Genomic DNA, 24,572 nt, shown 5'->3' with positions numbered 1-24,572 from the left:
GATGGGACCGACGCTGTTCGTCTGGCTTTCTACCTCCAGTCTGCTGGTACTGATCCTGTCATCGATCGCTTCTACGATTCTGCCTGATATGCTTTGGCACGACTTGGAAGAGTTTTGCGAAAAGCGAGACCGACCTCGTCTGTTCAGCACGATCCATGAAAATCATGAACTTGCTGCTCTTGCAGCGCAGGCCTTGCAAGTGCTCAGCTTGGCAATCTTTCTAATTTCAAGCCAAGCTTGGCTTCTCGGATTTCGTGAAGAATCATTGCTGGACACCGTAACTTTCATCGGCGATGTCGTTGGCGTAACGCTTGTTTTGATGACGGCAATGGTCTGGCTTCCCTGGGCAGTTGCAGAACACTTCGGCCCCGCTTTCATTTATTTCACATGGCCGGTTTGGGCTGCAGTCAGCACGGTCTTTTATCCTGTTACGTACGGGGTCGACTTCCTGGGTGGCGTAATGAAGCGGGCCGCAGGCATCGAAGATGAACCTGCCGACGAGGAAGAAGAGTTTGAAGAAGAGATCCGCACGATTGTCACTGAAGCAATTCGCGAAGGGCATATTGAAGAAGATGCCCGAGAAATGATCGAAGGGGTGATGGATCTCGACGATACCGAAACCACCAGCATTATGACGCCACGTAGCGAAATCGACTCGCTTGCGGCAACGACGCCTTGGTGGGAAATCGTCGAGTTTATCTCGAAGACGGGACGTACTCGCATTCCGATATGGGATGGCACTCGTGACAATTTCGCGGGCCTATTGTACGTCAAAGACTTGTTGCCGGAACTTGCTCGACCGGAATCGACTCGCAAGTCGCTACTGGAGCTAGCTCGCCCCGTCATTCATGTTCCACAAAGTATGACGGTCAGTGAACTGCTGAAATATTTTCTCCGCAAGCGAACCCACTTGGCTTTGGTAGTCGACGAGTATCATGCTGTCACCGGATTGGTAACCATCGAAGACGTGTTGGAAGAGATCGTTGGTGAAATTGTCGACGAACATGACATCGACGAAACGGACAACGGGATCATTCAGGTTTCTGACGAAGAAGCGGACGTCACCGGGAAAGCACATGTCGAGGACATCAACGAAATCCTGGGCATGGAACTCCCGGAAGAAGACGACTACGATACCATCGGCGGTTTGGTGATTCACGAAATGAAACGCATCCCCAAACCGGGCGAACAGCTTCAAGTGGGAGATGTTTCCATTCAGGTCGTCGCCTCTGACCGTCGTCGAATTCATCAGCTTCGCCTGGTCCGATCACGGCAAAACAAAGTCCAGCCGGCATAGTTGCCAGCATTTCACCGTAGAAAACTCTTGATCGTATGTCGGCGGAAAAGTCGCTAGCAATCGTCATTCGCACCGTCGACTTCAGCGAGACTTCCTCGATCGTCACGCTCTTTACCGAGGATTTCGGCAAGATCACGGCGCTAGCAAAGGGGTGCAAGCGTCCCAAAAGCTCGTTCGAGTCTGCTCTTGACGTTTTGACCGTAAGTCGAATAGTCTTCCTCCACAAAAAAAGCGACAGCCTGGACTTGTTGACCGAAGCGAAGGTCGAACGAAGATTTCGAGCTGGGCAGAAGAGTGTCGAACATTTGTATGCCGGTTACTACGTGGCCGAGCTGTTAACGCAGATGACCGACCACTCCGATCCCCATCCGGAAGTCTTTCACTTGGCCGAGGAAATATTAGATCGGTTGAATAACCTTCAGGATGTCGCGCCTTTGGTGTTGCGGTTCGAGATGATGCTGCTCCGCTATTTGGGACAACTGCCGGAACTGACCCATTGTGTCGAAACTGGCGAACCGATCCCGGAGCGGGGACGTACTCCCTTTGGACTACTCGCCGGTGGCGTACTGTCGAGAAGAGCACGAAGTGGTCATCGTCAAGTCATCGATGTGGCGGTCGATTCACTTCACCTTTTGTCAATTTACGCCGCAGAAGACGAGCGATGGCAATCAACGGAAATTCCATCACGCTTGGCCATGGAGGTCCGAGCACTCGTCAATCGATACCTCAGCCATACCCTGGGCAAGACACCCAGATTGCGAGAATTCCTCCGAATTCTTTCGATCTGAACAACGGGTTGGACCACGCATAGGGCAAGGAAGTCCTCGATGATGAAAACCACCACGATCGTCACCTTCGGCATTCTGTCGGCTACGTCAGCGATAGGTTGCATGAACTTCGGCCAGCGCGATCCTGTTCCTCCGCCAGGGGCTTACAACCCTATGACGAGCGAAATCTCGCAGGTCAGCTACGAAGAAGAATCCGTCCAACGGGGCCAATCGCCCGACTCGGAACAGGTCTCTGAAAAGTCGTGGTGGGACCCAACTGGGGTTGGTGCCAAGACAATGGAGCTCACTGGCAATGCTTCAGAAAATCGAGCGTTGGCGAAAAAGCTCTTCTCGCAAGCGGAAGCCCTCTACGAGCAAGGCATGGCATCCGATGGTGCCGACAAACGAGCCAAACTGAACGAAGCGGCTGGCATGTTTGAACGTGCAGGCACCTATCATCAGGAGTCGACGTTGGAAGAAGACGCGTTGATGTATGCCGGCGAATGCTACTTCTTCCTCGACAACTATCCTGACGCCACGAAACAGTACGACCAGTTGGTCAAAAAGTACCCCAACACCAAGCACCTCGATGCCGTCGGCAATCGACGATTCAAGCTTGCTCGCTACTGGCTCGATCGCCACACGCAAGAACGATCATGGGCGATTCAACCGAACCTGACTGACGAACAGTTGCCACTTTTCGATCGTTTCGGCAATGCGATCAAACTGTTTGACTTGATCCGCTTAGACGACCCGACCGGCGAGTTGGCCGACGATGCTACACTTGCGGCGGCCAATGCTCATTTCCGTGAAGCCAATTTTGAATCGGCCGACCGATTCTATACCGACCTCCGCGAAAACTTCCCAACCAGCGAGCATCAGTTCACCGCTCACTATCTGGGTGTGGTAACGAAAATGAAAGTCTACCAAGGTGCCGAATACGACGGCAAACCACTGGAAGAGGCGGAAAAGCTGCTGACTCGAATCAAGCGCCAGTTCCCTGATAAAACGCAAGAGAACATGGAAGTCATCGAGAAGCTCGACTTCGACATTCGCGCCGCTCAGGCAGAGCGAATGTGGTTCAAAGCAGCCTTTTACGATCGACGACGCGAATACCAAGGGGCTCATCACTACTACAGTGAAATCATCAAAAAGTTCCCTTCCTCGAACATGGCAGACGCGGCCAAAGAACGAATTGCTGAAATCAAAGATTTCCCTGGTTCGCCCGCACCACCGGCCGAGTTCCTGTATAGCTGGCTAGATCGCAAGAAGGACTTGCCACAAGCTGCAGCGACACCGATCGAGAACATTGCCACGCGTCCTGATGGCGATACCGAAACCCGTTAGGTTCGCAATACGAAAACATTTGATGCACGATCTGCGAAATCCAACTCGACTCATCCTGCTTTCAGCAGCTTTCATCGCGCTCGTCAGTCAGATCGGGTGCGTTCATTACCAGATCGGCAATCGCAGTCTCTACCGGCCTGATATCCGTACGGTTCACGTTCCAATATTCCGGTCAGGAAGTTTTCGACCTGACTTGGGTGAACGAATTACCGAGGCAGTTGTCAAAGAAATCGAATCGACAACTCCCTTCAAAGTGGTGGATGCGCAGTCGGCAGACAGTGTTTTGCGAGGCAGCTTGGTCGTCGACGACAAGTTCGTACAAGGGGTCAACGGAAACGACGATCCGCGTATTCTACAGGAGAGCTTCCAGATTCAGTACGAATGGATCGACCAGCGAGGTCAACTCGTTCGTCAGCCGGCGGCTCTGGGAACTGCTCCAGTGCTGATGAACGAAACCATTACGGCCACGGGAATTCTGTACCCCGAGCCAGGCCAATCGATGGTCACTGCCCAGCAGGAAGCGATCGACGAATTCGCCCGCCAGGTGGTTCGCCACATGCAGGCCCCCTGGTAGAAAGCCGGGTTTGCACGCCCCCCTCTTTTGGTACACTTTCTGCCATGAGATCGACTCCGCATAGCACGACCCTCGCCCAGCGTTATCCCTATCGCGCGTTGACGTGGCAGCTTCGTACGCAGGTTTTGCGTTTCGATCGTACGCCGATGCTGATGGGCATATTGAACGTGACTCCCGACAGCTTTTCAGACGGGGGTAAGTGGATTGATAAAAATGCCGCCGTCGATCGAGCCCTGCAGATGGAAGCGGAAGGAGCGTCCATTCTCGACATCGGTGGTGAAAGCACACGGCCCTATTCCGATCCTGTCTCGGAGGAAGAGGAAATTCGCCGCGTTGCTCCAGTGATTCAAGCCTTGTCGGAATCGCTTCAGATTCCGATTTCCATCGACACCACAAAAGCGGCCGTTGCCAAGGAAGCAATCGCAGCTGGTGCCGAGATTATCAACGACGTCAGCGGACTTGAATTCGATCCAGCGATGGTCCCTCTTGCCGTTGATACAGGCGTCGGCGTTTGTGCCATGCACATGCAGGGCACTCCGCAAACGATGCAAGATAACCCCGAGTACGACGACGTCGTGCTCGATATCTTCGACTACCTACAAAACCGTTACCGTCAACTTCGGTATGCGGGGATCGATCGCAGCAAAATTTGCCTCGATCCAGGAATTGGCTTCGGCAAGACCCATCAGCACAATCTTGATCTGATGGCTCAATGTGACGAATTCCACACCCTGGGTTGCCCTTTGCTCGTCGGACATTCTCGAAAAGGCTTTCTGGCGAAAATCCTTGGCGATAAGGATAAGGACCGTACTGCGGCGACTGTGGGAGCCACGTTGGCGTTGGCTCGACTTGGCGTTCAGATCATCCGAGTGCATGAAATCAAGTCGACCAAGGAAGCTTTAGACGCGTTTGTCGCTTGCGGAGGCGTCGATGGCGTCCCCCATGAATTGCCAGAAGCTTAACCGGCGCAGCCTCTTCGCTGCCTGCAAACGTTTATCTGACAACAACTTAAGCGATCTTCTCCGTCATCTCAAAACGAACCTTTCGCATTGACCCCGCGTCCCGTTCTGGGGATAATCCCACGTTGGACGAAATGTTTCTCAAGGTTTGACTAATGGCGATTGCTGACGATCTCGACTTAACGACTTACTGCCGCGAAACGGCGGAAAAAGCCCAAGCTGCTTCCCGCGTTCTGGCCACCGTTTCTGGACAGGCCAAGAACGATTGGCTTCGCGCCTCGGCGGATGCCCTTCGTGCGAGCTACCCGGCCATCGCCGAAGCCAATGAGAAAGACATCGCAAACGCTCCGCAGTATGGTTTGACCGACGCACAAATCGATCGCCTGCGACTTACCCAGGATCGCGTTGAAGGCATTGCCTCCGCCCTGGAAGAAATCGCGATGTTCCCCGATCCAATCGGAGCGACCATCGAATCGTCCGTTCGCCCGAACGGTTTGGCCATTCAGAAGATCCAGGTTCCACTGGGCGTCGTCTTCTTCATTTACGAGTCGCGTCCTAATGTGACTGCCGATGCGGCCGCCATTTGTGTCAAAAGTGGCAACGCTGTGATCCTGCGTGGCGGCAAGGAAGCGATTTATTCTTCCCAGGCTATCGTGCGAATCCTGCAAGACAAAGCAACAGACTTCGGCATTCCCGCCGACGCTCTGCAATTGGTTTCGACGACCGATCGTGCGGCAGTGGGTCATTTTCTGAAGCTCGATCAATTCATCGACGTCGCCATTCCGCGTGGCGGCGAAGGACTGATTCGCCGCGTTTGCGACGAAGCCACGATGCCGGTCATCAAGCACTTCGCGGGCAACTGCCACGTGTACGTCGACCAAGCGGCCGATCTGGACATGGCCGTTTCGATCACCGTGAACAGCAAGTGCCATCGCTACGGTGTTTGTAATGCGGCCGAATCACTGGTCGTTCACCAGGCCGTCGCGGATGACTTCCTGCCACGAATTGCCGAGGCGTTCGCAAAGGAAGGGGTCGAAATGCGTGGGGACGACGCGACTTGTGCGATCGTATCCACCGCTACCGCAGCAACCGACGACGACTTTTACACCGAGTACCTCGGTCCGACGATTTCGGTGAAAGTTGTTGATGACATCGATCAAGCGATCGCCCACATTAACCAGCACAGCTCGAAACACACCGAGTCGATCATCACGGAAAACCTCGCCGCGAGTCGAAAATTCTCGGCTCAGATCGACAGTTCGGCCGTCATGGTCAACGCAAGTACGCGTTTCAACGATGGCGGCGAGTTCGGTCTGGGGGCCGAAATCGGCATCAGTACCGACAAGTTCCACGCTCGCGGGCCATGTGGCATCGAAGCGTTGACTAGCTACAAATATATCGTCATGGGGGAAGGTCACGTACGGAAGTAAGCGTCCTTCGTGATCGGTCTTGGTGAATCAAAGGAGTGATTCATGGCTGACAACGTTCTAAGCCAGGCAGAAGTCGAAAGCCTTCTCAACGCGATGGAAACCAGCGCGGAGCCCGCTGCTGGTGCCCCGTCCGCGGCGGCTGCCGAAGCGGCTCCTGCTCGCTCGATGCGTGGTCGCGAAAAAATCACGCCGTACGATTTCAAACGCCCTGAACGTGTCGGCAAAGACCAGATGCGTGCCCTGCAGTCGATGCACGAGGGCTTCAGCCGCAACTTCGGAGCGGCGCTATCGGCGCTTCTGCGATCGATTGTCGAAGTCAAACTGACGAGCGTCGATCAGCTGACTTACAGCGAATTCGTTTTCAGTCTCGAAAACCCCAGCTGCTTCAATCTGCTCGTTGCCGAACCACTGGAAGGGAACTTGATCCTTGATATCAACCCTTCCATCCTTTACCCGATCATCGATCGTTTGCTCGGTGGTGGTAAGGAAAGTACGCCTGCTTCGCGTCGGCCACTGACCGAAATCGAACTGACGCTTGTCTCGCGTATCTCCGACCTCTTCCTCGCCGAATTGAAAGAGGCGTGGGAAAACGTTTTACCGCTCGACCTCCGCGTCGTACGCGTCGAAAGCAATCCTCAGCTTGTTCAAATTGTGCCGCCGAACGAAGTCGTTGTGCTGGTCAGCTTCGAGCTGGCGATCGGCGATGTTCGCGGGATGATCAACCTATGTATCCCGTTCAACTCGATCGAACGGATCAGCAATAAGCTGACCGCCAACACCTGGTTTGCTTACGGCAGTAGCGAAGCAACTCCAGAATCGAAGGCTTCGCTTGGCGTTCATCTCGACAAAGCGCAAGTCGAACTCGACGTCATCCTGGCCGAAACCAACATCACCATGGAAGAGCTGCTCGATCTTCGCGTGGGAGACGTCATCACGACCGAAAAAGATGCTCGTACGCCGCTTCAGGTCAACGTCAACGGCACTCCAACGTTCCAGGCATTCGCCGGAGCCTTCAAGGGGCGGAAGGCTATTCAGATCGAACGCAGCTATGAACGAAAGCCGCCGAAGCCTTAGTTTTGCGGCCTCTTAAGAGACTCGCTTGGCATTATATCACACTGTCCAAGCGAACTCGGAAAACCTCGTTTTTCCCGAGGTTTATCGCTTCTTTCCGCTGCGTGAAAAAGGCAAGTCGGAGATCACGCCCTTATTTTTGTACCGGACCAGGGCGATAACCACGCAGATACCGACACCATAACGTCAACACTTCTGTATTTTTACCAAATACTTTTTGTACGCTTGGTCAATACTTCGTTACAATAGTGCGCGTTGGCAAGCTTTTGACATGGGGCAAGAATTTAAGGGGCACGAAAGCGGCACAGCGTCAGCCTTCGTCAGGGCGTCGCGCGAAGAATCAAACTTAGAATTTCAACCGCGATTGCTTCCTTCGATCCTGGGGCATGACTTCGCTGCTTGGAAAGATGCACGAAATGTCGCGCGCAGTCCTGACGCAACGATTCCAGCTTCCGATCTGGCTGGGCACACCACGTGGCGTTCAATCGCTCCAGGGCAGTCACGTCGCCATCCAATGCCCTCTCGACCAATTGCAGCAGTTCGTCACGGTCGGTGTTATCTTCCGGTACAACGACGGGTGCAGCGGCTTCTTTCGCTTCGGCGTTCCCCTTCTTTCGCTTGGCCGACATCGCGACTCGCAACCGATTTCCGATCGCGGACAAATCTTCCAGGCGCGTTGAAAGGGGAATCTCACTAATCATGCGGGCCGTCTCGTCAGGCTCGCGATGACATAGTGCGACTTGCACCCACGTGGCCCACGGATGTCGCGAGGCTTCCGGCGTGCGTGGTGGAAGATCGAACTGAAACGCACTGCAGCCTTCCTGTCGTGCGGCCTTCTTTTGCTCGTCCTTATTGTTGGCCAGGCCAATCAAGCGGAACTCGCGACGGGGCGAATAACGCAGCCTTGTCGAGAACGAGAACTTCGGACGAATCGAAACCGGCAGCAAGTTGAAGAAGACCGTCAGAAAACGATCGTTATAGCTGCCGGTGAACATCAACTTTTCGGACGTCATTGCTTGATGCGTCCACGCCACGAGCGTTTGTTGCTGCAGTGGCGAATCGAAAAACCGGATCAGTCCTGCGTCGACAGGACCGCCGGAGGGGAGCATGGAGAGCGTCGGTAAGTCGGTCGGCAATTTCGCGCCTGGTCGCAGATCGTGGATGGCGAGTGCTGCGGAAAGAACGCGAAACGGATCATTATGGAAGCGGGCAAACGCGTCGGCTTTCAAAACGAAACAGTGCGTGTAGACCTGGCGGCCACCTCGTCCGCTATATTCGGCCAAACCAAGCATCGTGCGCGAGATGCAGAACTTGCCATCGCCCAAGGGATGGAAGTTCAAACTGACGTCGGTAGGATCGTCCACGATCATCGAATCGTGGGCAGGCCCCCAGACGGCCAGTTGTCGGGCATCTTCGCTGCTGATCCCGGGACTCCAGGCGACCAACTGGTAGCCATCTTTCTGCGACGTACGGGCCGACGTGAAGATGGCTTGTTCGACAGAAACAGTACCAACGGGACGAGGATCTTGCGAGGGACGAGGTTGAAGATCTTTAGGCGAGAGAGGAGACATGGTTGAGCACCAAGTTATACTTTGCGGACAAGCCACTCGAACGGTTCAACAATTCCGCGCGGCTCGATCCGCAGCGGTACCGCAGTCATTCCTTCGCCTGGTTCTTCGCGGAAACCGACCGATCCTGCGACGCCGGAAGCGAAGAATCCATAGTTCGTGAAACGCTGCTGCACTTGTTGCCACAAGTTGGGCGTCTTCTCGCGTGCGTACAATTCGGGATTGTCAAAACAAGGTTCGCAGCGATCCGCTTTGGAATAAACAATCGCCACCGGTCGATTACTCTTACCGCGTGTGCGACGATTGTCTTGCTCGCTGAGATAAGTGATCAGCTTCATTAGGAAGTAATTCTGTTCAGCCCCGCCTCGTTCAATCCGATCGGTATCGGCCAGCAGGATAACGGCGGAACATTTTTCCAGGAACGAGTGAATCGCAGGATAGGCGTTGGGATGATCGATTTCTTCTAAAATCGCTTCCCCGGCCATGTCCGGCATGATCAGTTCCATGGGGTTCTTTTTCGAGTTGATCTTGGCCTGGCAGTGCACCCAGTTCCAACGATCTGGCTCGTTAGGAGTCTTCTCTGGGAAGCGGCAATTCGACATTGCCATCATGGTGCGCTGCTGGAGCGTGATCGAAAACGCACCACGAGCGAGCACTTGGACTCGGCTGTTTTGTCGCGTCAGCATATCGAGCAGCATGCCGAGATAAACGGTCTTACCAGCGGCAGCCGTCCCGAGCACCGCCACCATTTGGGGACGAACGCCCTGGGTGCGTGCTTGATGCGAAAGAGCGAGCGGAGCGGCACAGTGACGACACAGTTCCGTGTTGTAGTTGTTGTCGACCCCACAGATATAGCAAGGCAACGGGACCGCGCACTCGGCGAGTCGATACGAATCCATGGCTACGAGGACACGCTTGGTCATGGGCTTACCTCAGCAAGTTCTTGGTGGTCGACCTGGGCGGGGGCCTGTTCGGCTTGCATCGCTTCGTCAGGAATCAAATCGCAAATACCAATGGCACATCGAAAACCGATGTTTCGTTTTCGAGCAACCGCTTTATCGCCACTTTGGAAGTCGCACGTGGCCTGCGTTTCAAAGTACGTGTCGAACGCACCGCCGCGGATACTTCGCATCGAAGCGTCCAGCACCAGCGGCGAGGAACTCGACTGCCAGGCACCGAAGCGGCTGGAGGTCCATTCCCAAACGTTACCGATCAATTGGTTCGCGCCACCGACGCTCATTCCTTCGTCGTACTTGTCGACAGGAACGGTCGAATCGTGCCCGGCTCCCCATAGGTTGCACTTGTTTTGATCGAACGCTTCGCCCCAAGGGAACTTGCGTTGAATCGGGCGAGCTCCTGGTAGTGGAACCGGCCAGCTGCCTGACTTGACCCATTCCGGATCGGTTGGCAATCGTTTACCGACCCAGCGAGCGTAGGCGGCCGCTTCGTACCAGCACACGCCCACGACAGGATGCTTGGCTTGTCCAGAAACAAACTTGCCATGTTTCCAGAAGCGGGGCCCTGGTGCCCCTGTCAGATCGACAAAGTCGAGCAGTGCGGGGACGATTTCGGGATCCCACAGCGAGATCTGTTCGTAACCACCTGCTTCGACAAAGCGATGATATTGTTCGTTGGTGACTTGAAATCGATCGAGATAGAAACCTTCGACTTGGACGATGCGGCCATCCAAATGATCCGGCAGATCTGGCGAATCGTTGGCTCCTTTACCGACGATGGTTTCACCGCCGGGGACGAGGGTCATTTCATCGTCGAGCAGGGCCTGGGCGCGATCGAGTAGTTTCGGCGGAATGCTTTGAGCAATTTGTGGACGCAAAAGAAGTGCGTAGCGTCCCTGGTCGATCATTTGCCGGGCCAGCGACTGAGAATCGTTGGCTTGAGATTTCTGAGAGGCGGTCGTCGAAGATTTGGCCGGAGCCGATTCGCGAGAGGTTTCCGCGGCGCCGTGCGAAGAGGAGAACTTTTGCTGGAAGTGTCGGTAGCCTGCGAATCCGCCACCCAACAGGAGGCCGAGCGTGACAGCTACCATCGCCCAAAGCAAACTTCCGAAGAGCCAAGTGAGCGCTGCCAGTACGACGACGCTGGCTACACCTACTCCTCCTACTACATAGCGATTCATGGTTGTGTCCTGAAAAGCAAACGATGAGAAAAGGGATTCGCCTTACTGGCGTTGGCCACGGCGTTTGTTGACGTCGCGTTGTAACTTGGCGAACTGGGCCATCACGGAATCGACGACGGTGTTGTTGTTATTGGCGCGATACTCGACTTCGTCTCGGCAGACGGTGGCCGTATCGCTGATGACCGACGTATCGGCGAACGACTGTGTTTGGGTAACTGCCGCGGGGGCAGGTGCCGACGAGCCACGTTCGATCATGGAACGCATGGCTTGCATCTCTTCGGCCCAAACTGTTTTTTGCTGGTTGAGCTCTTTGCGCTGTTGATCGATCGTTTCGGTCAACTGCATAGCGCGGCCGCGAGCTTGATGCAGTTCCCCTTCGAGGGCCTGATTCTTTTCGACGAGCGAGTCCATGTCGGAATCGTCACGCACGATGGTGTGGGCTTCGTCACGACGCATCAGTTCCAACTTGGTGGCGGCCAGATCGCGACGCAATTGTTCTACTTCGGACAACAACTGGACATCCGCTTCGGAGTCGTTGCGCGAATTTTGCAATTGCTGTTCCAGTTCGGCGATACGTTGCTGGCTCGCGGGGTCGCTGGATTGCCCTTGGGAACTTGCTGTGAGCTGACTGCGCAGCTGCTCGATCTGAGCATTGGCTTTCTTCAGTTCTTCTTCGCGCTGCACGACTTGTTGCGACAGCCGGAGGTTTTCCTCGGCGGCTTGTGTCGAGACTTGGGAGGATTGGTCGATTTCTCGACGTGCCCTCATGAGTTCGGATGCGCGCGATTCTACCTCTTGCCCGAGGTTGGCGATCTCTTGCAGCAGCTGGTCGATGAACTTTTCCAGTTCGCCGTTATGCTGGCGAAGCTGCATGAGTGCCTGATCGAGCGGCGTATAGTCGGGGCTCGCTACGGGAGCCATTGCGTGAGCATTCACGTCAACCCTGCCTTCCGCCAATCGTTGGAGGGGAATTGACTGGAAACCGTTGCCCTGGTGAAAGGCCTCTTCAAGTTCCGAGTCAAAGGAATTAGGTATTGAAAGGGAAACGCGGGTTTTCCCTGGGAAATAGGTGGTAGGAAGCTGCTCTGGTTCAGCAACCGCCATTGAAAACGTAGGTCGAAACCACCCTGGAGGCAAAAGAATCCACAGAAATTGCCGCGCATCGGATAGCAAATCCGCGGTTACACAGGCTTATCCAGGCGGAAAACTCGGGAAAAACTCCCCAGTTGCTCATTCAACAAGAGATGTTAGGCTGGAGTATAGTGTTTGCGCTCGCTGGGAATTGCGAGCACCGCGTGCGAAGGATCCTCGCGCTTTTTTCCTTCCGGAATTTCGGAGTCTGCCAACGATGACCATCCTCACCAAGACCATCCCTGCCCTGTTCGCCGTTGCTATCTTGCTGGTATCGGTCGGCCAGGCAACCGCCGCCAACAAGCACATTGAACTAACTTGCTGTGCTCCGGAACCGCCGACTCCTTGCTGCTACGAGCCTTGTTTCAACTACAAGAATCACCGTTTGTTCGTGAAGAAGGCCTGCCCTTGTGCGTGTGGCCCGCCGGTGGAAGCTTACCTGCAAGTGATCGATCCTCGCTGTAACTGCTTTGTGGACGTTCCCGTTTGCCTGCCAAGCTGCTGCACCGGAGTTCCTAAGATCGACAGCCGCTGCGGAATGTTCCATCGTGGTATCGTCGAGTACGAGTGGTGCTGCGGATTCAAGATCAAGTTCGTGTTCAAGAAGCATGGCAAGATCGACGTCCACTATTACGGACTGTAGTCTTGCCCCCTGATCGATGCAGAAGGACGCCTTGAAATGAAAGGCGTCCTTTTTTTATGCGCGAAGCCAACTTCGCGTAGGGGCTCATATCGTTGACCGTTTGGCCGCTGGGCTGCATACTGAAGGCAAGCAACATCCCCCTCAGTAAGTGTAGGCCCGACGTGTCGAAGAAGCGGCGTAGCCATAAGAAGCTGTCCCGCCCCGAGGCTCATTCGCCTCAAAGCGAACCCCAGGCAATCGAATCGCTGACTGTCTTTTGGGGATTGTGCATCTTTGCCACGCTGGTTCTGGTAGTTGTGTTTCTGCTTCTACGAGGTTCGGTGATCATCTTTCAAACGGCGGAAGGTAACAGCAACACGCTGACCGGATTCGCCGACTTGCTGCTCTTCTCGGCGATTGTCACCGGAAGCGTAGGAGGCGTTTTGACTCCGATCGTGCAATCTCAAAGAAAGCGACGCGCTCCCAAGTCGCTCCAAATGGCTGCGGTCGTCATTGCGGTGGTCCCGTGGGTGTTGCTGGCAATTCTTGTCGCGCGGTCTTGAATTGCCTCGATTAGAGTTCGCGGTGCGCTAAGCATCTGCCCAGTTTCTCGAAGATAAAAAACCGAAAGGATCGGTCTGCATGGACCCACGTCTGGAAAAGCTTGCTCAAGTCCTTGTTCAATACTCCGCCAAAGTCGAGCCCGGCCAATTGGTGCGCATCAGCGGTTCCACCGTCACCGAGCCCCTGATTGTTGCCGTTTATCGTGAAGTCGTGCGTGCTGGTGCCCATCCGGAAGTCAGCGTTGTGCCGGACGAATGCAAGCGGATCATGCTCGAAGAAGGTTCCGACGAGCAGCTTTCGTACGAGAGCCCACTTTTACTGCACTCCGTCGACACGATCGATTGTTCGATCGGTTTGTGGGGCCAGAAAAACACCAAGGCCTTATCGACCATTCCGCCCCAGAAGAGCACGCTGCAAAGCCAGGCCCGCAAGACGTACTTCAAGAAGTTCCTCGGCCGCGCCGCCGAAGGAACCCTGAACTGGGTCGGCACGCAGTTCCCCTGCGATTCGTCCGCCCAGGATGCCGAGATGTCGCTTTCGGAATATGAAGACTTTGTCTTCCGTGGCGGCTTTCTGAACGAAGACGATCCTGTCGCGCTTTGGAAAAAGCTGAGCGTCCAGCAGCAGCGGCTTGCCGACTTCCTGATGACGAAGAACGAGATCCGTTTCATCACCCCGCAAGGAACCGACTTGACGCTGGGTATCGAAGGCCGCAAGTGGATCAACTGCGATGGACACGAGAACTTCCCCGACGGCGAAGTCTTCACCGGCCCCGTTGAGACCGCCACCCAAGGCATCGTGAAATACAGCTTTCCCGCCGTTCATGGCGGCCGCGAGTCGGACGGTATCGAGTTGACTTTCAAGGATGGACGTGTCGTCGATGCGAAAGCCGCTAAAGGGGAAGAATTCCTGTTGGCGATGCTCGATCAAGACGAAGGGGCCCGTGTGCTCGGTGAAATCGCGATCGGTACGAACTACGCGATTCAGCAGTACTCGAAGAACACGCTCTTCGACGAAAAGATCGGCGGGACGTTCCATGCTGCCGTCGGTGCCGCGTACCCAGAATCTGGCGGTACCAACGAGTCTGGTCTGCACTGGGACATGGTGTGCGATCTTCGCCAAGGCGGTCAGATCTTTGTCGACGGTGAACTGATCAGCGAGAACGGTCGCTTCCTGAATCCTGAATTCCCCCAGCCGCTAACGTAGGCATCGCTATTTAAACGGCGGCCGGACGATACCTTCGCTGCGAAGCGGATTGCAATACAAAATCCGCTTCAGCAGTTCGGGGTCGCCTGGCTGATCGCTCGGGCGGTCATAGTGCCACTCGCGGTGCGTGGGGATGTAACGTTCGTCGTACGGCCAGCTATGAAACGGCCCAAAGCCAAGATGATCGCTCAATTTCTCGGAATTCATCGCCACGTTGCCGGCTCGGGGCGGGATCGGTCCCGCTTCAATCCGCATGCAGCCCATCAGTAAATCGGGATCGTAACCACCGACCCGATTCACGATCTGGGCGATCTCGTACAAGCTCAACCGTACAGGCCCGCCGGCGTGGAAGATGCCTGGCATGTCGCGGCTGAGAATCTCTTCAAACGCCAGATTCATACAATCGGTATAAGTCGGTGTGCGGACTTCGTCGAAGTACAACGTTGCTGGACGGTTCTTCTGAAACCGTGACTGAATCCAGTCGATCGCCCCGGCGTGTCCGTTAAAGCTGACCCCCATCGGGAGCGAAATCCGCAAGATGGTTGCGTCCGGACGCATTAACGAAACGAGGCTTTCCGCGGCAGCCATCGTTTTGCCATACACCGTGACGGGGTCGGTCGAGTCGGTTTCGACCATGTTCCCTTCGCCTGAGGCTCCGCTGAACACTAAATCGATGGAAAGATGCACCAACCGAGTATCGGTTCCTTCCAGGATATGCAGCAGGTTTCGGGTCCCTTCCAAGTTGATTCGCCACGCCATGGCGGGATCTAATTCGCAGGACTTCAGCGCACAACTTCCGGCACAGTGCAGTACCGACTTGAACTGATACTCGTCGAACAATCGCTTCAGGGAATCGATATCTTCCATATCGCACGCAACGATATGCTCTCCTTCCAACCGCCAATTATCGGTTGGCCGCAGCCCCACGACTTGCCCCGGAAACTTATGCCCCAGGTGGTAAAGCGCGTTGTATCCCGGAACACCAGGGACACCTGTTATCAAGATAGGAAGACCAATAGACATAGATATCAAAGGGCTGTTTGCGCAAAACACGCAACGCCATCAGCGTCGTCAATCGCAGAATTGAAATCGCGAAATGGAACTAGGAAGCAAAAAGTCAGGCCAAGTCTGGCTAAACCGGAGCAGGAACAAAAGGGATAACCCGCATATTAAGAATTTCTCTCCGATTCGATAGCCCTAGTTTGGTCGGGCCGAGAACAGTGTGGGGGGATAGCGACCAACCGTTTCGAGCAACACGTCACGTAATTGGCGAGTTCTCTCGCAGTTCCTTGGTAATCGCAAACACTTATTCGCTTGTGACCTAGATTTAAAAAAGGCGTGTAAGAACTGCCCGCGGATTGTCTGTTGAAACAGTAGTTAGGAATTTACTTATGTCGTTGCCCCCAACCGCAATTTCGCTTGCTGCGAATCCGGTAGGAACTTTTGTGCCAGCGGTACGTCACCGGCTGAAACAAATGGGTACCGAGTTACGGACTTACTTCGGAACGTCATTTTGTTTTCGGGATGGCAACAGCGGGGAAATCCTTTTGGCTCCGGAAGGCCCTTTCCATGGTGACGAAGCGTTGATGGCTTCGCTGTGCCCTGGCTTGGCCCGTGAGAATACCCCTGCAATCGTCGCCGAAGAGCTAGGCTGCGCCTTGTTGGCGATTCCGCTGCGTGACGGTTCGCAGACTTATCTTGCGACGGCGCCATTCCGTTTAGCAGTTACCGGCGGCCTCACGCCTGACTTCGGTCGCATGGGACAAGTTCTTTCCAGTTCGCCTGGCGACGCCAAACGATGGTTCCATTCTCAGTCCGAGTGGACGATCAACGCACTGGAACGTTTGGCCGCGGTTGCCGTCGGAAAGATGAGTTCCGACACGGAGATCGATCGCCTTACGGAAGAAATCGATAAAGTCTCGGACAGCCTCTCGACCACCTACGAAGAAATCAGCCTGCTGTACGGCCTGACCCAGAACCTTCGCATTTCAAGCAGCGACTGCCAATTGGGCGATCTGGCACTGAACTGGTTGCTGGAAGTGCTTCCTTGCCGCGGGCTGTCGATCGTCTATCAACAGCCTGGTCGGTCGGAACAAGCCACCGAATCGGCAACCGGATATCCTTCGCAAATCCTTTGCTCTGGCGAATGTGTCGCCGACTCGCAGATGCTCTCGCAGATCATCTCGCAGTTTAACTTAAACGATAAGCGTTCGGCGTTTGTTGCGAACCAGCGAATTACCGAGCGACCAGATTGGCCCTGTCCTGAGATCCGCCAGATTATCGCGGTTCCACTGGTCGAAAGCGAAAACATCTTTGGCTGGTTGTTTGCCGTCAATCACAACGAAGACAAAGGCTTCGGCACCGTGGAAGCCAGCCTGCTGAGCAGTGTCGGTACGATCCTCGGCATTCATAGCGGCAATATCGAACTGTACCGACGTCAGTCCGAATTTGTGACGAGCGTCGTGCGTGCATTGACGTCGGCGATCGATGCGAAAGATCCTTACACTTGCGGTCATAGCGACCGCGTGGCCCGACTGGCCGTTCGCCTGGCTCAGCAAATGGGTCTCGATAACGAAACGCTCAATTTGCTTTATATGGCAGGCCTGCTGCACGATGTCGGTAAGATTGGCATCGACGACAGCGTGCTTCGTAAGCCAGGTCGCCTGACCGATGACGAATACGAACACATCAAATTGCACCCAGAACTGGGCTGCAATATTCTTTCCGGTCTGAAGCAACTGGAAGCCGTTTTGCCGGTCGTTCTGCATCATCACGAGCAGTGGGACGGAAATGGTTATCCGCATAAACTGGCCGGCGAAACGATTCCGAAGCTGGCTCGCATTACGGCGGTTGCCGACGCCTACGACGCCATGTCGAGCGATCGTCCTTACCGCAAAGGGATGCCAGAAGATCGCGTGAACGAGATCTTCCGCGAAGGTTCCGGTACGCAGTGGGACCCCGAAGTGATCGAAGCGTTCTTTGCCGCTCGCGACGACATCCGCGAGATCATGAGCGAAGAACGAGCCGGAATCGGCTTCGACGTCAGTAGCTGGATCACTTCCCTGCAGGAAGGCTAAGCGATTACGTCAATCGTTCCGAGCTCGGTTTCCAACTGAGTGCCAGGGGCATTCATGCCACGCTTGAGCATTGCGATACCGATCCATTGGCTGTCGATATCGGCCAGCGACGTGAGCCGTCCGACCTCTTTGCCGTCGACCACAATCGAAGCCGGCAGCTCTGGAGGAGCACCCTCCCCTGCCCAGCGAACAGGCACAATCTTCTTGTTAACGTGCCCCATCGCATCGATGCGTGCGATTGTCTCTTGGCCGAGGTAGCAACCTTTGGTGAAGCTGATCGCTTGATCGTCGCGATTGACTTCCTGTCCGAGGTGATCCGCACCAAAATCAACGCCATGCCGTGGGAAGCGATTTTGAATTCGTAAACGTTCCAGCTGTTCTTCGCACGCTTCGAATCCGCTGAGCAGCGACGCGACACCCTCCCCTGAAACTTCGTAGGCTGGTTCGCCGAGAAGAGTGGTGTGGAATACATCGAACGGCTTGCCTTCCGCGGTTGCCGACAGAACTTGAAGTGGCTGCGGTGCCGCTTCCAGACCTAACGTTTGCTTGAGCCAATTGGCGGCGTCTGATCCCCAGACGAGAACGGCATCGGTGTTGCCGCTGCGGTCGGTGACTTCGACATCTTCGATCATCGCATACTTCTGCAGATGCGGCAGCAGATCGTCCTTCTGCGGTCCCATTCCCAGAAAACGAATACGATCTTCCTGCTTCACTAAAAAGCCATGCGCGAGGATCTTTCCCTGGATCGTCGGGACGAAAGCTTCGCACGCGTGGTCGACTTCCAGCTTGACGACATCGTTGGAGCAAAGCCCCTGCAGAAATCTTTCGTGACTGGGGCCAGAGACTTCCAAGCGACTGATCAGCGGAGAAGGTGCCCAGGCAAGGGTGATACTCATACGATCCGATCTTTCATCTACATTTACGAAGGCTGCGTCGTATCGGCCAGGCTCACGGACATATTCTGTGCGTCGTGCACGATGACGACATCTTGGTAGTGCTCGCAAATTCGTTTGCACTCGTCGTCCGATTCGACCGGAATCAGATCGAGCTGATCCAGAATTTCTTCCGAGAGCAGGCTGCGGAAGTAAACTTTGCACTGCGATAATGTCTTAGCGAACTGCAACGCGATGGCCGCATCTTCGTGCCGGGACTTGCGCATTTCGGTCTCGAAGTCGGTGAACTCGAGCGACTCTGCCATTTGAGCCATTGCCGCCCCGGGACGTTTGCGGATTTCGGTCGCCAAGACGATCGCTCCGCCAGGTCGGACGAGATGTTCGACGTTGGCAAGTGCTCGAGCGGCATTCTCCCACGTTTGCCCCAGTTGACCACCGGTCAGCAGGGCAATCACCGCCCCGGCAAGCTGCGGAACGTTGGGTTGCCACTGCTCGGCCATACGCTGCGAAGCAATCGTTTGAACCGCTTCCGCTTCGCCATAAATCACGTCAGCGAATCCGCCTCCGCGACCTGGCAGGATAAGACAGTTCACCGCGATGCCGAGCAGCTGCCGGATTTCTTCGATCTCGGCCATGCGACGGCGACGACGCTGAACTCGCGTGACATGCAGTGGCGAATTCCACCGTTTTTGCGAGTCGATGTCCGAGTAAGTCGGGTAGAGCGAACCGTACGGCCCAAAGTTACGAAAACCACCTTCGGCACGTGCCAGCCCGACAGGAACAACGACGTCGGCGTCGCACAGATATCGATTGAGGATGATTGCGCGGCTTTCCTGGGTCGACGTCAGAAACGAGTTCGCCTTTTGATCTTGCGGCTGATGCAAGATGACTTCGCCGTTTTCGCCAAGGATGCTCGCGGTTTGCTTGACCGCTTCAACCACGGCCGGAATGGCACCGTGCGGCAAGAGAAACTGATAACTTCGATCGGTCAGCTCGGCCGCTTGAATGTACTGGATAGCCCCGGCCACGAACGGTTCGACATCTTCAATCTCTTCGCCAAAGGCAAACAAGACGATGTCGCCGGGCACCGAGGCCTGGCTAAGATCGGGGAAGCTTTGCGGACTGCCTAGAGCGGCAGCGACGCAGTGCGGGAAATCGGACGCGGCAAGACAGTCGGACTGTAGGTCGGCCAGGACCAGCTGCGGTGCAATATCACACTGCGCGGTCGCATTGTCGCCGAAGGGGGTCGATAACGGCATCGATACCTGATGATTCGGGAAACGTCGATAGATTCCCGAATCATAGGACTTCTAATACCGCATGGTCAACGGGATGCGGACTAGTCTGGCGTTCCTGCACGCATACGCAGACACATGCTTACCAGGTCTTGCAGGCCACGCTGGATCGACTCGGCCGGAGCACTTTCGCGGCACGCATGTTCCAACGTCGCGGCAATCGAGGTGACCTCGCCGAAGCCGTAACTTCCGGCAGCCCCTTTCATTTGATGCGCGATCCGCCCGAGTTGCTCCCAATCGGAGGTCTCGGCGGCGTCGAGCATGCTTTGCACGCGATTAGGAATCTCGTCGACAAACATTTCGACCAGTTCGCCCAGATCTTCGTCGTTGCCGAATTCGGAATAAATCAATGGCTGCTGATTGGTCATAGTCATTGGTTTCTGCCCACACAACTTTCTATATGAGGAAGGAAGTCCCTACTCAATGGAGATGACTTAAATGGCAACAGCAACAAACTTGACTGCTGTTCCTTATTAACCGTGGGTTTCGAACCCACGATTGGAGCCTGTTCCGAGGCCAATTTGCGGTGCTCTACGGTGGCAGTGATAGCACAGCCGCGCGATCCGTTACGACCGGAACTGTAAAGATACTCCGACTACACAATTTGGGCATTTTGCTAGAGGGTTCCGAATTGGGTTGTCGATAGCGAGTGATAGTTCCTTTCCGAGGAAAGTCACTTGCTAGGCGACGCGCTAGCTCTGGGGTTTGTTTTCCCGGTGTGTGCACAGCGACGAGCCTCGCAAGAGTTTGTTTTTTCTGGTGGTAAATTTGAGTCAAGTTGGAGTCCTCTCGATGAATGCCCGTTTTGCTTTCCCTGCGTTGTTGGTTGTCGGTCTGCTTTTTGCCGCTGCCTCCACCGCTGAAGCCGGTATGTTCGGCTTCTCGTCGCACGGCTGTGGCTGTGCCCCTGAACCTTCTTGTTGTGCTCCAGAGCCTACTTGTTGTGCTCCGGAACCTTCGTGCTGTGATCCTTGCGGTCACAAGTGTGGTTTGTTCCACCACCTGAAGCACAAGTTCAAGAGCTGCTGCAAGCCACTTTGCTGTGCTCCAGAACCAAGCTGCTGTGCTCCTGAGCCAACTTGCTGTGCTCCTGAGCCAACTTGCTGTGCTCCTGAGCCAACTTGCTGTGCTCCAGAGCCAACCTGCTGCGCTCCAGAACCTTCCTGCTGCGATCCTTGTGCCAAGAAGTGTGGTCTTTTCCACCACCTGAAGCACAAGTTCCGCAAGTGCTGCCAGCCATCGTGCTGTGCACCAGAACCGAGCTGCTGTGCTCCAGAGCCAACCTGCTGTGCACCTGAACCGACTTGCTGTGGCTAGTCGGTAACGGTTGCGACCAGCGGTTGCGATCGACCTAAAGAAAAAAGCAGCCAGATGCTTCCCGAGGGAACGCTGGCTGCTTTTTCTGTTTCTTGCCGCGGCAAAGCTCTCGCCGCGATGCCTAAGAGTTGACGACGGGACGCTCGTGCAGGCGGTTGGTCTGATACGCTTCAATCAGACGCTCGAGCATTTCGATACGAAAACCAATTCGCTGGCCGCGTTCCGTATCGCGAGTACTGCGTGGCGAATCGTACATCCGAATGTTCTGAACTTTGGGGATGATATCGACCCCGTCACGAATCGCCACTTCGACCGATTCGAAGTGGGAGTGCTGAGCCAAGACGATCCGATCGGTTTCGAGCACTAGCGTATAGCCATGGTCGCCGTACGCTTCGGAAAACGCCCCATCAATAGTGATCGCTTTGCCGCTGCGTTTTAAGGGTGACTCGCCCGCTTCGACTTTTACCGGCACATGGCCGTTCACGATCAAGCCGCTTTCGGCATGCATGCCAAATTCGGCAAGCACTCGGTCGCAAAACCCGGTCTCGTGAATCAGCGTGAAATAGGCATCTTTCGTCTCGTGATGCGGCTTTTTATCAGCAATGAAGTCTCGTTCGAGGGTCGCAATTCGATCCTTACCGAACAGCGGCGAGCGTGGACCGCTCCACAAATACCACAGAAAATCGAGATCTTCCGGTTCAGAATCGACCACCGCTCGACGCACAACCGCTTCGATGGCCTCGAACATCTCGCGACCGGCCAACGATTTGCCGTCGATCGTGATCGGCAGGAAGTTTCCTTCCGAATCGACGGGAACGCAGCCATGGAAGATTAAGCACTCGTCCCGTTTCAAATACATCGAGCCATGCCCGACCATAAACCGCATTTGCTCACGTAGCTTTTGACTGTTGAGGAACGAGTTCCTTAACCGAGTCAGGCAGGCCTCTTCTTCCTCGCTCAGTTGATACGGGTTTTCGGGATCGACCGTCGGGAAATAGGTATCACGCAAGGAATAGGTATGGCCATCGATCTCGATGGTTCCTTCCTGGTGGTTGATGCGGTGCATCAATCGCCGGTGGCCAAGATCCCACTGAGGGTTCCGCTCGATCATCTGCCCTTCGAGCTTAAACTGCATGATCGCGGCCGCCTTTTGCATGCGTGCAACCACTTCGTTGGGGCGCATCCCCTGCCCTTTCGGCATGAAATACTCGGCAGGATCGTCGGCATAGACGGTGCGTGCTAAGTGTTCGAGCGGAGTCAGTGGAACGCTATAACCTTCGTCAAGTTGGCCGATCCGGCGATACCGCAGCGAGACCCTGAGGACGGTACACAGGGCCGCTTCATGACCCAGCGACGCGGCCAGCCATAGAACATCGTGATTGCCCCAGATGAATTCGACATTTGGCTGCAGGCGGAGGTAATCCATGACCCGATCGCCGCGGGGACCACGATCCCACAGATCGCCGGCAATGATCAATTCGTCCACCGCCAGGTTACGAATCAGGCGGCCGAGTAAATGAATCAAGTGCAACGCTCGATCGCGCCGGACTAGTTCATCGAGAATTGCCCCGATAAACTCTGGCCCCCGTTCGGTCGAAGGGGCATGCATCATCTCGAGCAGCAATTCACGGTATTCTGGCGGAAAGACGTTCGTCGCCAGGCGAAGGCTGAAGTTCGAGACCAAATAGCGCAACACTTCTAACTGCGGCATCAGCATCTGCAGTGCGTAGGCGCGAATCTCTTCCGGACTCGTCAACGTTTCGCCGACCCGTTTGGTGACTTCAGCCGGATAAAACGTAAGCGTGAGGAACTCTTCCATCTCCGCTTCGGTCATCGTCTCGGCGAACATTTCTTCGACCAAAGGGCGAAGCGTGCCAGAGGCATTGTTGATGACGTGCTGCAGTTTCTTATCTTCGCCGTGGATGTCGCTGATGACATGCACAACCCCTTTGGGCAACGTCTGCACGGCGGCCAGGCGAGCGGACTCGGCGATGGCTGCATCGACGTTGGGAAACTGCAGCGCGAGCAGTTCGAGAATGGAAAGATCTGCCTTAGGACGCTTAAAAGAATGCGATGTCGTTTGCACGGTTGAATTGGCGTCTGAATAATGGATGCGCGATTTCCGAACCATCCATTGGGTTGCGGCTGCCCCAAAACCTGGGAGATGCTTCCCGAAAGGAAAAAGCTGCAGGTAGTTTACGAATATTGCCGGCCGCGTGCAAACTTGTTGGACGAGCCCTGCCCGTTCCATCACAATGATGAAGTCCCGCGATCCCACCTTGATAGAAAGCTCCTCATGAAAACCTCCCCGCCGGTTGTTTGCCTCATCTTCTTTCTGCTTCTTCCCTCGGTTTATGGTGCGGAATCGAAAGCTTCTGCCGTTGAACGTCTCGCCGGTAAGCGGGTCGTGTTTCTGGGAGATAGCATCACCCAAGCTGGCGGCTATGTGACGTTTTTCGATTACTATCTCGAGAAGCTTTATCCCCAACAAAGCTTCGAGATCTACGGACTGGGGCTGGCCAGCGAAACGTTGTCAGGCCTCAGCGAAGACAACCATGCCGGTGGCAAGTTCCCTCGGCCTTGCTTGTTCGAGCGGTTACCGCGCCTGCTCGAGCGTGTGAAGCCAGGGATCGTGTTCGCTTGCTACGGAATCAACGATGGCATCTACCAACCGCTTGATGCGGAACGGTTCGCGGCGTTTCAAGATGGCGTGCAGCGATTGATTTCCCAGTGCAAGATGGCCGGGGTGCAGCAGATCTATTTGGTCACTCCACCCATCTACGATATGGAAGCGAAGGCAGGCGAGTTTAACTACGACGACGTGATGACCAAGTATGCCGCGTGGGAGAAGTCGCTCGATATCGACGGCGTAGAAGTGATCGATCTACATACTGCCATGCGGAAGGCCCGCGATGCGAGGACCGAGCCGTTCTCGAAAGATCGCGTTCATCCAGGGGCGGAAGGGCACTTGTTGATGGCCCAAACCATTTTGACTTCCCTGGGAGTCTCGCTTCCAGAAGAATCGCTTACGGAGATCAAAGCGGATCCTCTTTACCAACAAGTCGACAAGCTTCGTCGACATCGCTCGTCTCGCTGGATGAATCACATTGGATATACCCGGGAAAAGAAAGTAGAACCGCAGGCACTGGGTGATGCCCCTGAGGTCGCCACGTCGCTGCAATCCGACATCGACGAGCTTCGTCGCGGGAAGTAGCTGAAGAGGGACACCGGGCCCCATCGATCGGCGAACGGCGATGGGTGTAGATGGGTGATTTCGTGGAAAAGATACCGCCAAACGGGGCTGATCAGGCAATTGC

At 55.2% G+C, this 24,572-nt stretch carries 22 protein-coding genes; 13 read left to right on the top strand and 9 right to left on the bottom strand.

Going from position 1 to position 24,572, the window contains the following annotated elements; genetic code table 11:
• Position 1 precedes the first annotated feature (1 nt).
• From LA756_RS24820 to fliM, 7 genes are all read left to right on the top strand, one after another.
• Positions 2–1,297 carry a hemolysin family protein gene (locus tag LA756_RS24820; RefSeq protein WP_224440434.1) on the top strand — a complete coding sequence of 432 codons (1,296 nt, stop codon included), beginning with the start codon at positions 2–4 and terminating at the stop codon, positions 1,295–1,297.
• 35 nt (positions 1,298–1,332) lie between these two features.
• Entirely contained in the window at positions 1,333–2,085 is a 753-nt protein-coding gene (gene recO / locus LA756_RS24815) for a DNA repair protein RecO (RefSeq protein ID WP_224437411.1), read from the top strand.
• Positions 2,086–2,124: 39 nt separating this feature from the next.
• Entirely contained in the window at positions 2,125–3,411 is a 1,287-nt protein-coding gene (gene bamD, locus LA756_RS24810) for an outer membrane protein assembly factor BamD (RefSeq protein WP_224437410.1), read from the top strand.
• 22 nt (positions 3,412–3,433) lie between these two features.
• Positions 3,434–3,985: an LPS assembly lipoprotein LptE gene (gene lptE, locus LA756_RS24805; RefSeq protein WP_224437409.1), complete on the top strand. Its 552-nt coding sequence runs from the start codon at positions 3,434–3,436 to the stop codon at positions 3,983–3,985.
• Positions 3,986–4,029: 44 nt separating this feature from the next.
• Positions 4,030–4,947, top strand: a complete 918-nt coding sequence (folP, locus tag LA756_RS24800) for a dihydropteroate synthase (protein ID WP_224437408.1) — start codon at positions 4,030–4,032, stop codon at positions 4,945–4,947.
• Between the two features lie 152 nt (positions 4,948–5,099).
• Complete coding sequence (locus tag LA756_RS24795) at positions 5,100–6,374, top strand: glutamate-5-semialdehyde dehydrogenase (protein ID WP_224437407.1); 1,275 nt, start codon at positions 5,100–5,102, stop codon at positions 6,372–6,374.
• 42 nt (positions 6,375–6,416) lie between these two features.
• The gene (fliM, locus tag LA756_RS24790; RefSeq protein ID WP_224437406.1) at positions 6,417–7,448 is read left to right on the top strand and encodes a flagellar motor switch protein FliM; all 1,032 of its coding nucleotides are present in this window, start codon (positions 6,417–6,419) and stop codon (positions 7,446–7,448) included.
• A 317-nt stretch (positions 7,449–7,765) separates the two neighbouring features.
• On the opposite strand, the gene LA756_RS24785 is transcribed toward fliM, so the two are convergent.
• Genes LA756_RS24785 through LA756_RS24770 form a run of 4 tightly spaced genes read right to left on the bottom strand, consistent with a single transcriptional unit; the run spans position 7,766 to position 12,086 of the window.
• The gene (locus LA756_RS24785) at positions 7,766–9,016 is read right to left on the bottom strand and encodes a hypothetical protein (RefSeq protein ID WP_224437405.1); all 1,251 of its coding nucleotides are present in this window, start codon (positions 9,014–9,016) and stop codon (positions 7,766–7,768) included.
• Between the two features lie 14 nt (positions 9,017–9,030).
• A complete protein-coding gene (locus LA756_RS24780; RefSeq protein ID WP_224437404.1) occupies positions 9,031–9,936 on the bottom strand; it encodes a hypothetical protein in 906 nt (301 codons plus the stop codon).
• Positions 9,933–11,150: a formylglycine-generating enzyme family protein gene (locus tag LA756_RS24775; protein WP_224437403.1), complete on the bottom strand. Its 1,218-nt coding sequence runs from the start codon at positions 11,148–11,150 to the stop codon at positions 9,933–9,935. The genes LA756_RS24780 and LA756_RS24775 overlap by 4 nt, the downstream gene beginning before the upstream one ends.
• Before the next feature lie 42 nt (positions 11,151–11,192).
• A complete protein-coding gene (locus LA756_RS24770; protein WP_224437402.1) occupies positions 11,193–12,086 on the bottom strand; it encodes a hypothetical protein in 894 nt (297 codons plus the stop codon).
• 412 nt (positions 12,087–12,498) lie between these two features.
• Here LA756_RS24770 and LA756_RS24765 point away from each other — a divergent pair, with 412 nt between their 5' ends.
• From LA756_RS24765 to LA756_RS24755, 3 genes are all read left to right on the top strand, one after another.
• Entirely contained in the window at positions 12,499–12,924 is a 426-nt protein-coding gene (locus tag LA756_RS24765; RefSeq protein WP_224437401.1) for a hypothetical protein, read from the top strand.
• 161 nt (positions 12,925–13,085) lie between these two features.
• Positions 13,086–13,466 (top strand): hypothetical protein, encoded by a 381-nt coding sequence (locus LA756_RS24760; RefSeq protein WP_224437400.1) that lies wholly within the window; start codon positions 13,086–13,088, stop codon positions 13,464–13,466.
• A 79-nt stretch (positions 13,467–13,545) separates the two neighbouring features.
• Positions 13,546–14,673 (top strand): aminopeptidase, encoded by a 1,128-nt coding sequence (locus LA756_RS24755; RefSeq protein WP_224437399.1) that lies wholly within the window; start codon positions 13,546–13,548, stop codon positions 14,671–14,673.
• A gap of 6 nt (positions 14,674–14,679) precedes the next feature.
• Here LA756_RS24755 and LA756_RS24750 read toward each other — a convergent pair whose 3' ends face one another.
• On the bottom strand, positions 14,680–15,696 hold the full coding sequence (locus LA756_RS24750; RefSeq protein WP_224437398.1) for a sugar nucleotide-binding protein: 1,017 nt from the start codon (positions 15,694–15,696) through the stop codon (positions 14,680–14,682).
• Between the two features lie 368 nt (positions 15,697–16,064).
• Between LA756_RS24750 and LA756_RS24745 the strand changes: the two genes are divergently transcribed.
• Positions 16,065–17,750, top strand: a complete 1,686-nt coding sequence (locus tag LA756_RS24745; RefSeq protein ID WP_224437397.1) for an HD-GYP domain-containing protein — start codon at positions 16,065–16,067, stop codon at positions 17,748–17,750.
• On the opposite strand, the gene LA756_RS24740 is transcribed toward LA756_RS24745, so the two are convergent.
• From LA756_RS24740 to LA756_RS24730, 3 genes are all read right to left on the bottom strand, one after another.
• On the bottom strand, positions 17,747–18,646 hold the full coding sequence (locus LA756_RS24740; RefSeq protein ID WP_224437396.1) for a folate-binding protein YgfZ: 900 nt from the start codon (positions 18,644–18,646) through the stop codon (positions 17,747–17,749). The two genes, LA756_RS24745 and LA756_RS24740, sit on opposite strands and share 4 nt — an antisense overlap.
• Before the next feature lie 23 nt (positions 18,647–18,669).
• Positions 18,670–19,902 (bottom strand): hypothetical protein, encoded by a 1,233-nt coding sequence (locus tag LA756_RS24735; protein ID WP_224437395.1) that lies wholly within the window; start codon positions 19,900–19,902, stop codon positions 18,670–18,672.
• Between the two features lie 80 nt (positions 19,903–19,982).
• The gene (locus LA756_RS24730) at positions 19,983–20,312 is read right to left on the bottom strand and encodes an Hpt domain-containing protein (protein WP_224437394.1); all 330 of its coding nucleotides are present in this window, start codon (positions 20,310–20,312) and stop codon (positions 19,983–19,985) included.
• A gap of 418 nt (positions 20,313–20,730) precedes the next feature.
• On the opposite strand from LA756_RS24730, the gene LA756_RS24725 reads away from it, so the two are divergent.
• Positions 20,731–21,255 (top strand): hypothetical protein, encoded by a 525-nt coding sequence (locus LA756_RS24725; protein WP_224437393.1) that lies wholly within the window; start codon positions 20,731–20,733, stop codon positions 21,253–21,255.
• Between the two features lie 121 nt (positions 21,256–21,376).
• Here the strand turns inward: LA756_RS24725 and LA756_RS24720 are convergent, their stop codons facing one another.
• The gene (locus LA756_RS24720) at positions 21,377–23,341 is read right to left on the bottom strand and encodes a fructose-bisphosphatase class III (protein ID WP_224437392.1); all 1,965 of its coding nucleotides are present in this window, start codon (positions 23,339–23,341) and stop codon (positions 21,377–21,379) included.
• Between the two features lie 210 nt (positions 23,342–23,551).
• Between LA756_RS24720 and LA756_RS24715 the strand changes: the two genes are divergently transcribed.
• On the top strand, positions 23,552–24,469 hold the full coding sequence (locus LA756_RS24715; RefSeq protein WP_224437391.1) for an SGNH/GDSL hydrolase family protein: 918 nt from the start codon (positions 23,552–23,554) through the stop codon (positions 24,467–24,469).
• Positions 24,470–24,572: the final 103 nt, after the last annotated feature.

This window comes from Bremerella sp. TYQ1 (assembly GCF_020150455.1).
GTDB lineage: Bacteria > Planctomycetota > Planctomycetia > Pirellulales > Pirellulaceae > Bremerella > Bremerella volcania_A.
Note: the sequence above shows the minus strand (reverse complement) of the source record. Positions and strands in the feature narration are given on the sequence as shown.

Excerpts from the sequence above, each read along its gene's own strand:
- LA756_RS24740 (WP_224437396.1), bottom strand. The coding sequence starts at position 18,646 with ATGAGTATCACCCTTGCCTGGGCACCTTCTCCGCTGATCAGTCGCTTG.
- LA756_RS24735 (WP_224437395.1), bottom strand. The coding sequence starts at position 19,902 with ATGCCGTTATCGACCCCCTTCGGCGACAATGCGACCGCGCAGTGTGAT.
- LA756_RS24785 (WP_224437405.1), bottom strand. The coding sequence starts at position 9,016 with ATGTCTCCTCTCTCGCCTAAAGATCTTCAACCTCGTCCCTCGCAAGAT.
- lptE (WP_224437409.1), top strand. The coding sequence starts at position 3,434 with ATGCACGATCTGCGAAATCCAACTCGACTCATCCTGCTTTCAGCAGCT.
- LA756_RS24715 (WP_224437391.1), top strand. The coding sequence starts at position 23,552 with ATGAAAACCTCCCCGCCGGTTGTTTGCCTCATCTTCTTTCTGCTTCTT.
- LA756_RS24765 (WP_224437401.1), top strand. The coding sequence starts at position 12,499 with ATGACCATCCTCACCAAGACCATCCCTGCCCTGTTCGCCGTTGCTATC.
- LA756_RS24725 (WP_224437393.1), top strand. The coding sequence starts at position 20,731 with ATGAATGCCCGTTTTGCTTTCCCTGCGTTGTTGGTTGTCGGTCTGCTT.
- LA756_RS24745 (WP_224437397.1), top strand. The coding sequence starts at position 16,065 with ATGTCGTTGCCCCCAACCGCAATTTCGCTTGCTGCGAATCCGGTAGGA.
- LA756_RS24795 (WP_224437407.1), top strand. The coding sequence starts at position 5,100 with ATGGCGATTGCTGACGATCTCGACTTAACGACTTACTGCCGCGAAACG.
- LA756_RS24780 (WP_224437404.1), bottom strand. The coding sequence starts at position 9,936 with ATGACCAAGCGTGTCCTCGTAGCCATGGATTCGTATCGACTCGCCGAG.
- LA756_RS24775 (WP_224437403.1), bottom strand. The coding sequence starts at position 11,150 with ATGAATCGCTATGTAGTAGGAGGAGTAGGTGTAGCCAGCGTCGTCGTA.
- LA756_RS24755 (WP_224437399.1), top strand. The coding sequence starts at position 13,546 with ATGGACCCACGTCTGGAAAAGCTTGCTCAAGTCCTTGTTCAATACTCC.
- LA756_RS24750 (WP_224437398.1), bottom strand. The coding sequence starts at position 15,696 with ATGTCTATTGGTCTTCCTATCTTGATAACAGGTGTCCCTGGTGTTCCG.
- LA756_RS24820 (WP_224440434.1), top strand. The coding sequence starts at position 2 with ATGGGACCGACGCTGTTCGTCTGGCTTTCTACCTCCAGTCTGCTGGTA.
- fliM (WP_224437406.1), top strand. The coding sequence starts at position 6,417 with ATGGCTGACAACGTTCTAAGCCAGGCAGAAGTCGAAAGCCTTCTCAAC.
- LA756_RS24730 (WP_224437394.1), bottom strand. The coding sequence starts at position 20,312 with ATGACTATGACCAATCAGCAGCCATTGATTTATTCCGAATTCGGCAAC.
- bamD (WP_224437410.1), top strand. The coding sequence starts at position 2,125 with ATGATGAAAACCACCACGATCGTCACCTTCGGCATTCTGTCGGCTACG.
- recO (WP_224437411.1), top strand. The coding sequence starts at position 1,333 with ATGTCGGCGGAAAAGTCGCTAGCAATCGTCATTCGCACCGTCGACTTC.
- folP (WP_224437408.1), top strand. The coding sequence starts at position 4,030 with ATGAGATCGACTCCGCATAGCACGACCCTCGCCCAGCGTTATCCCTAT.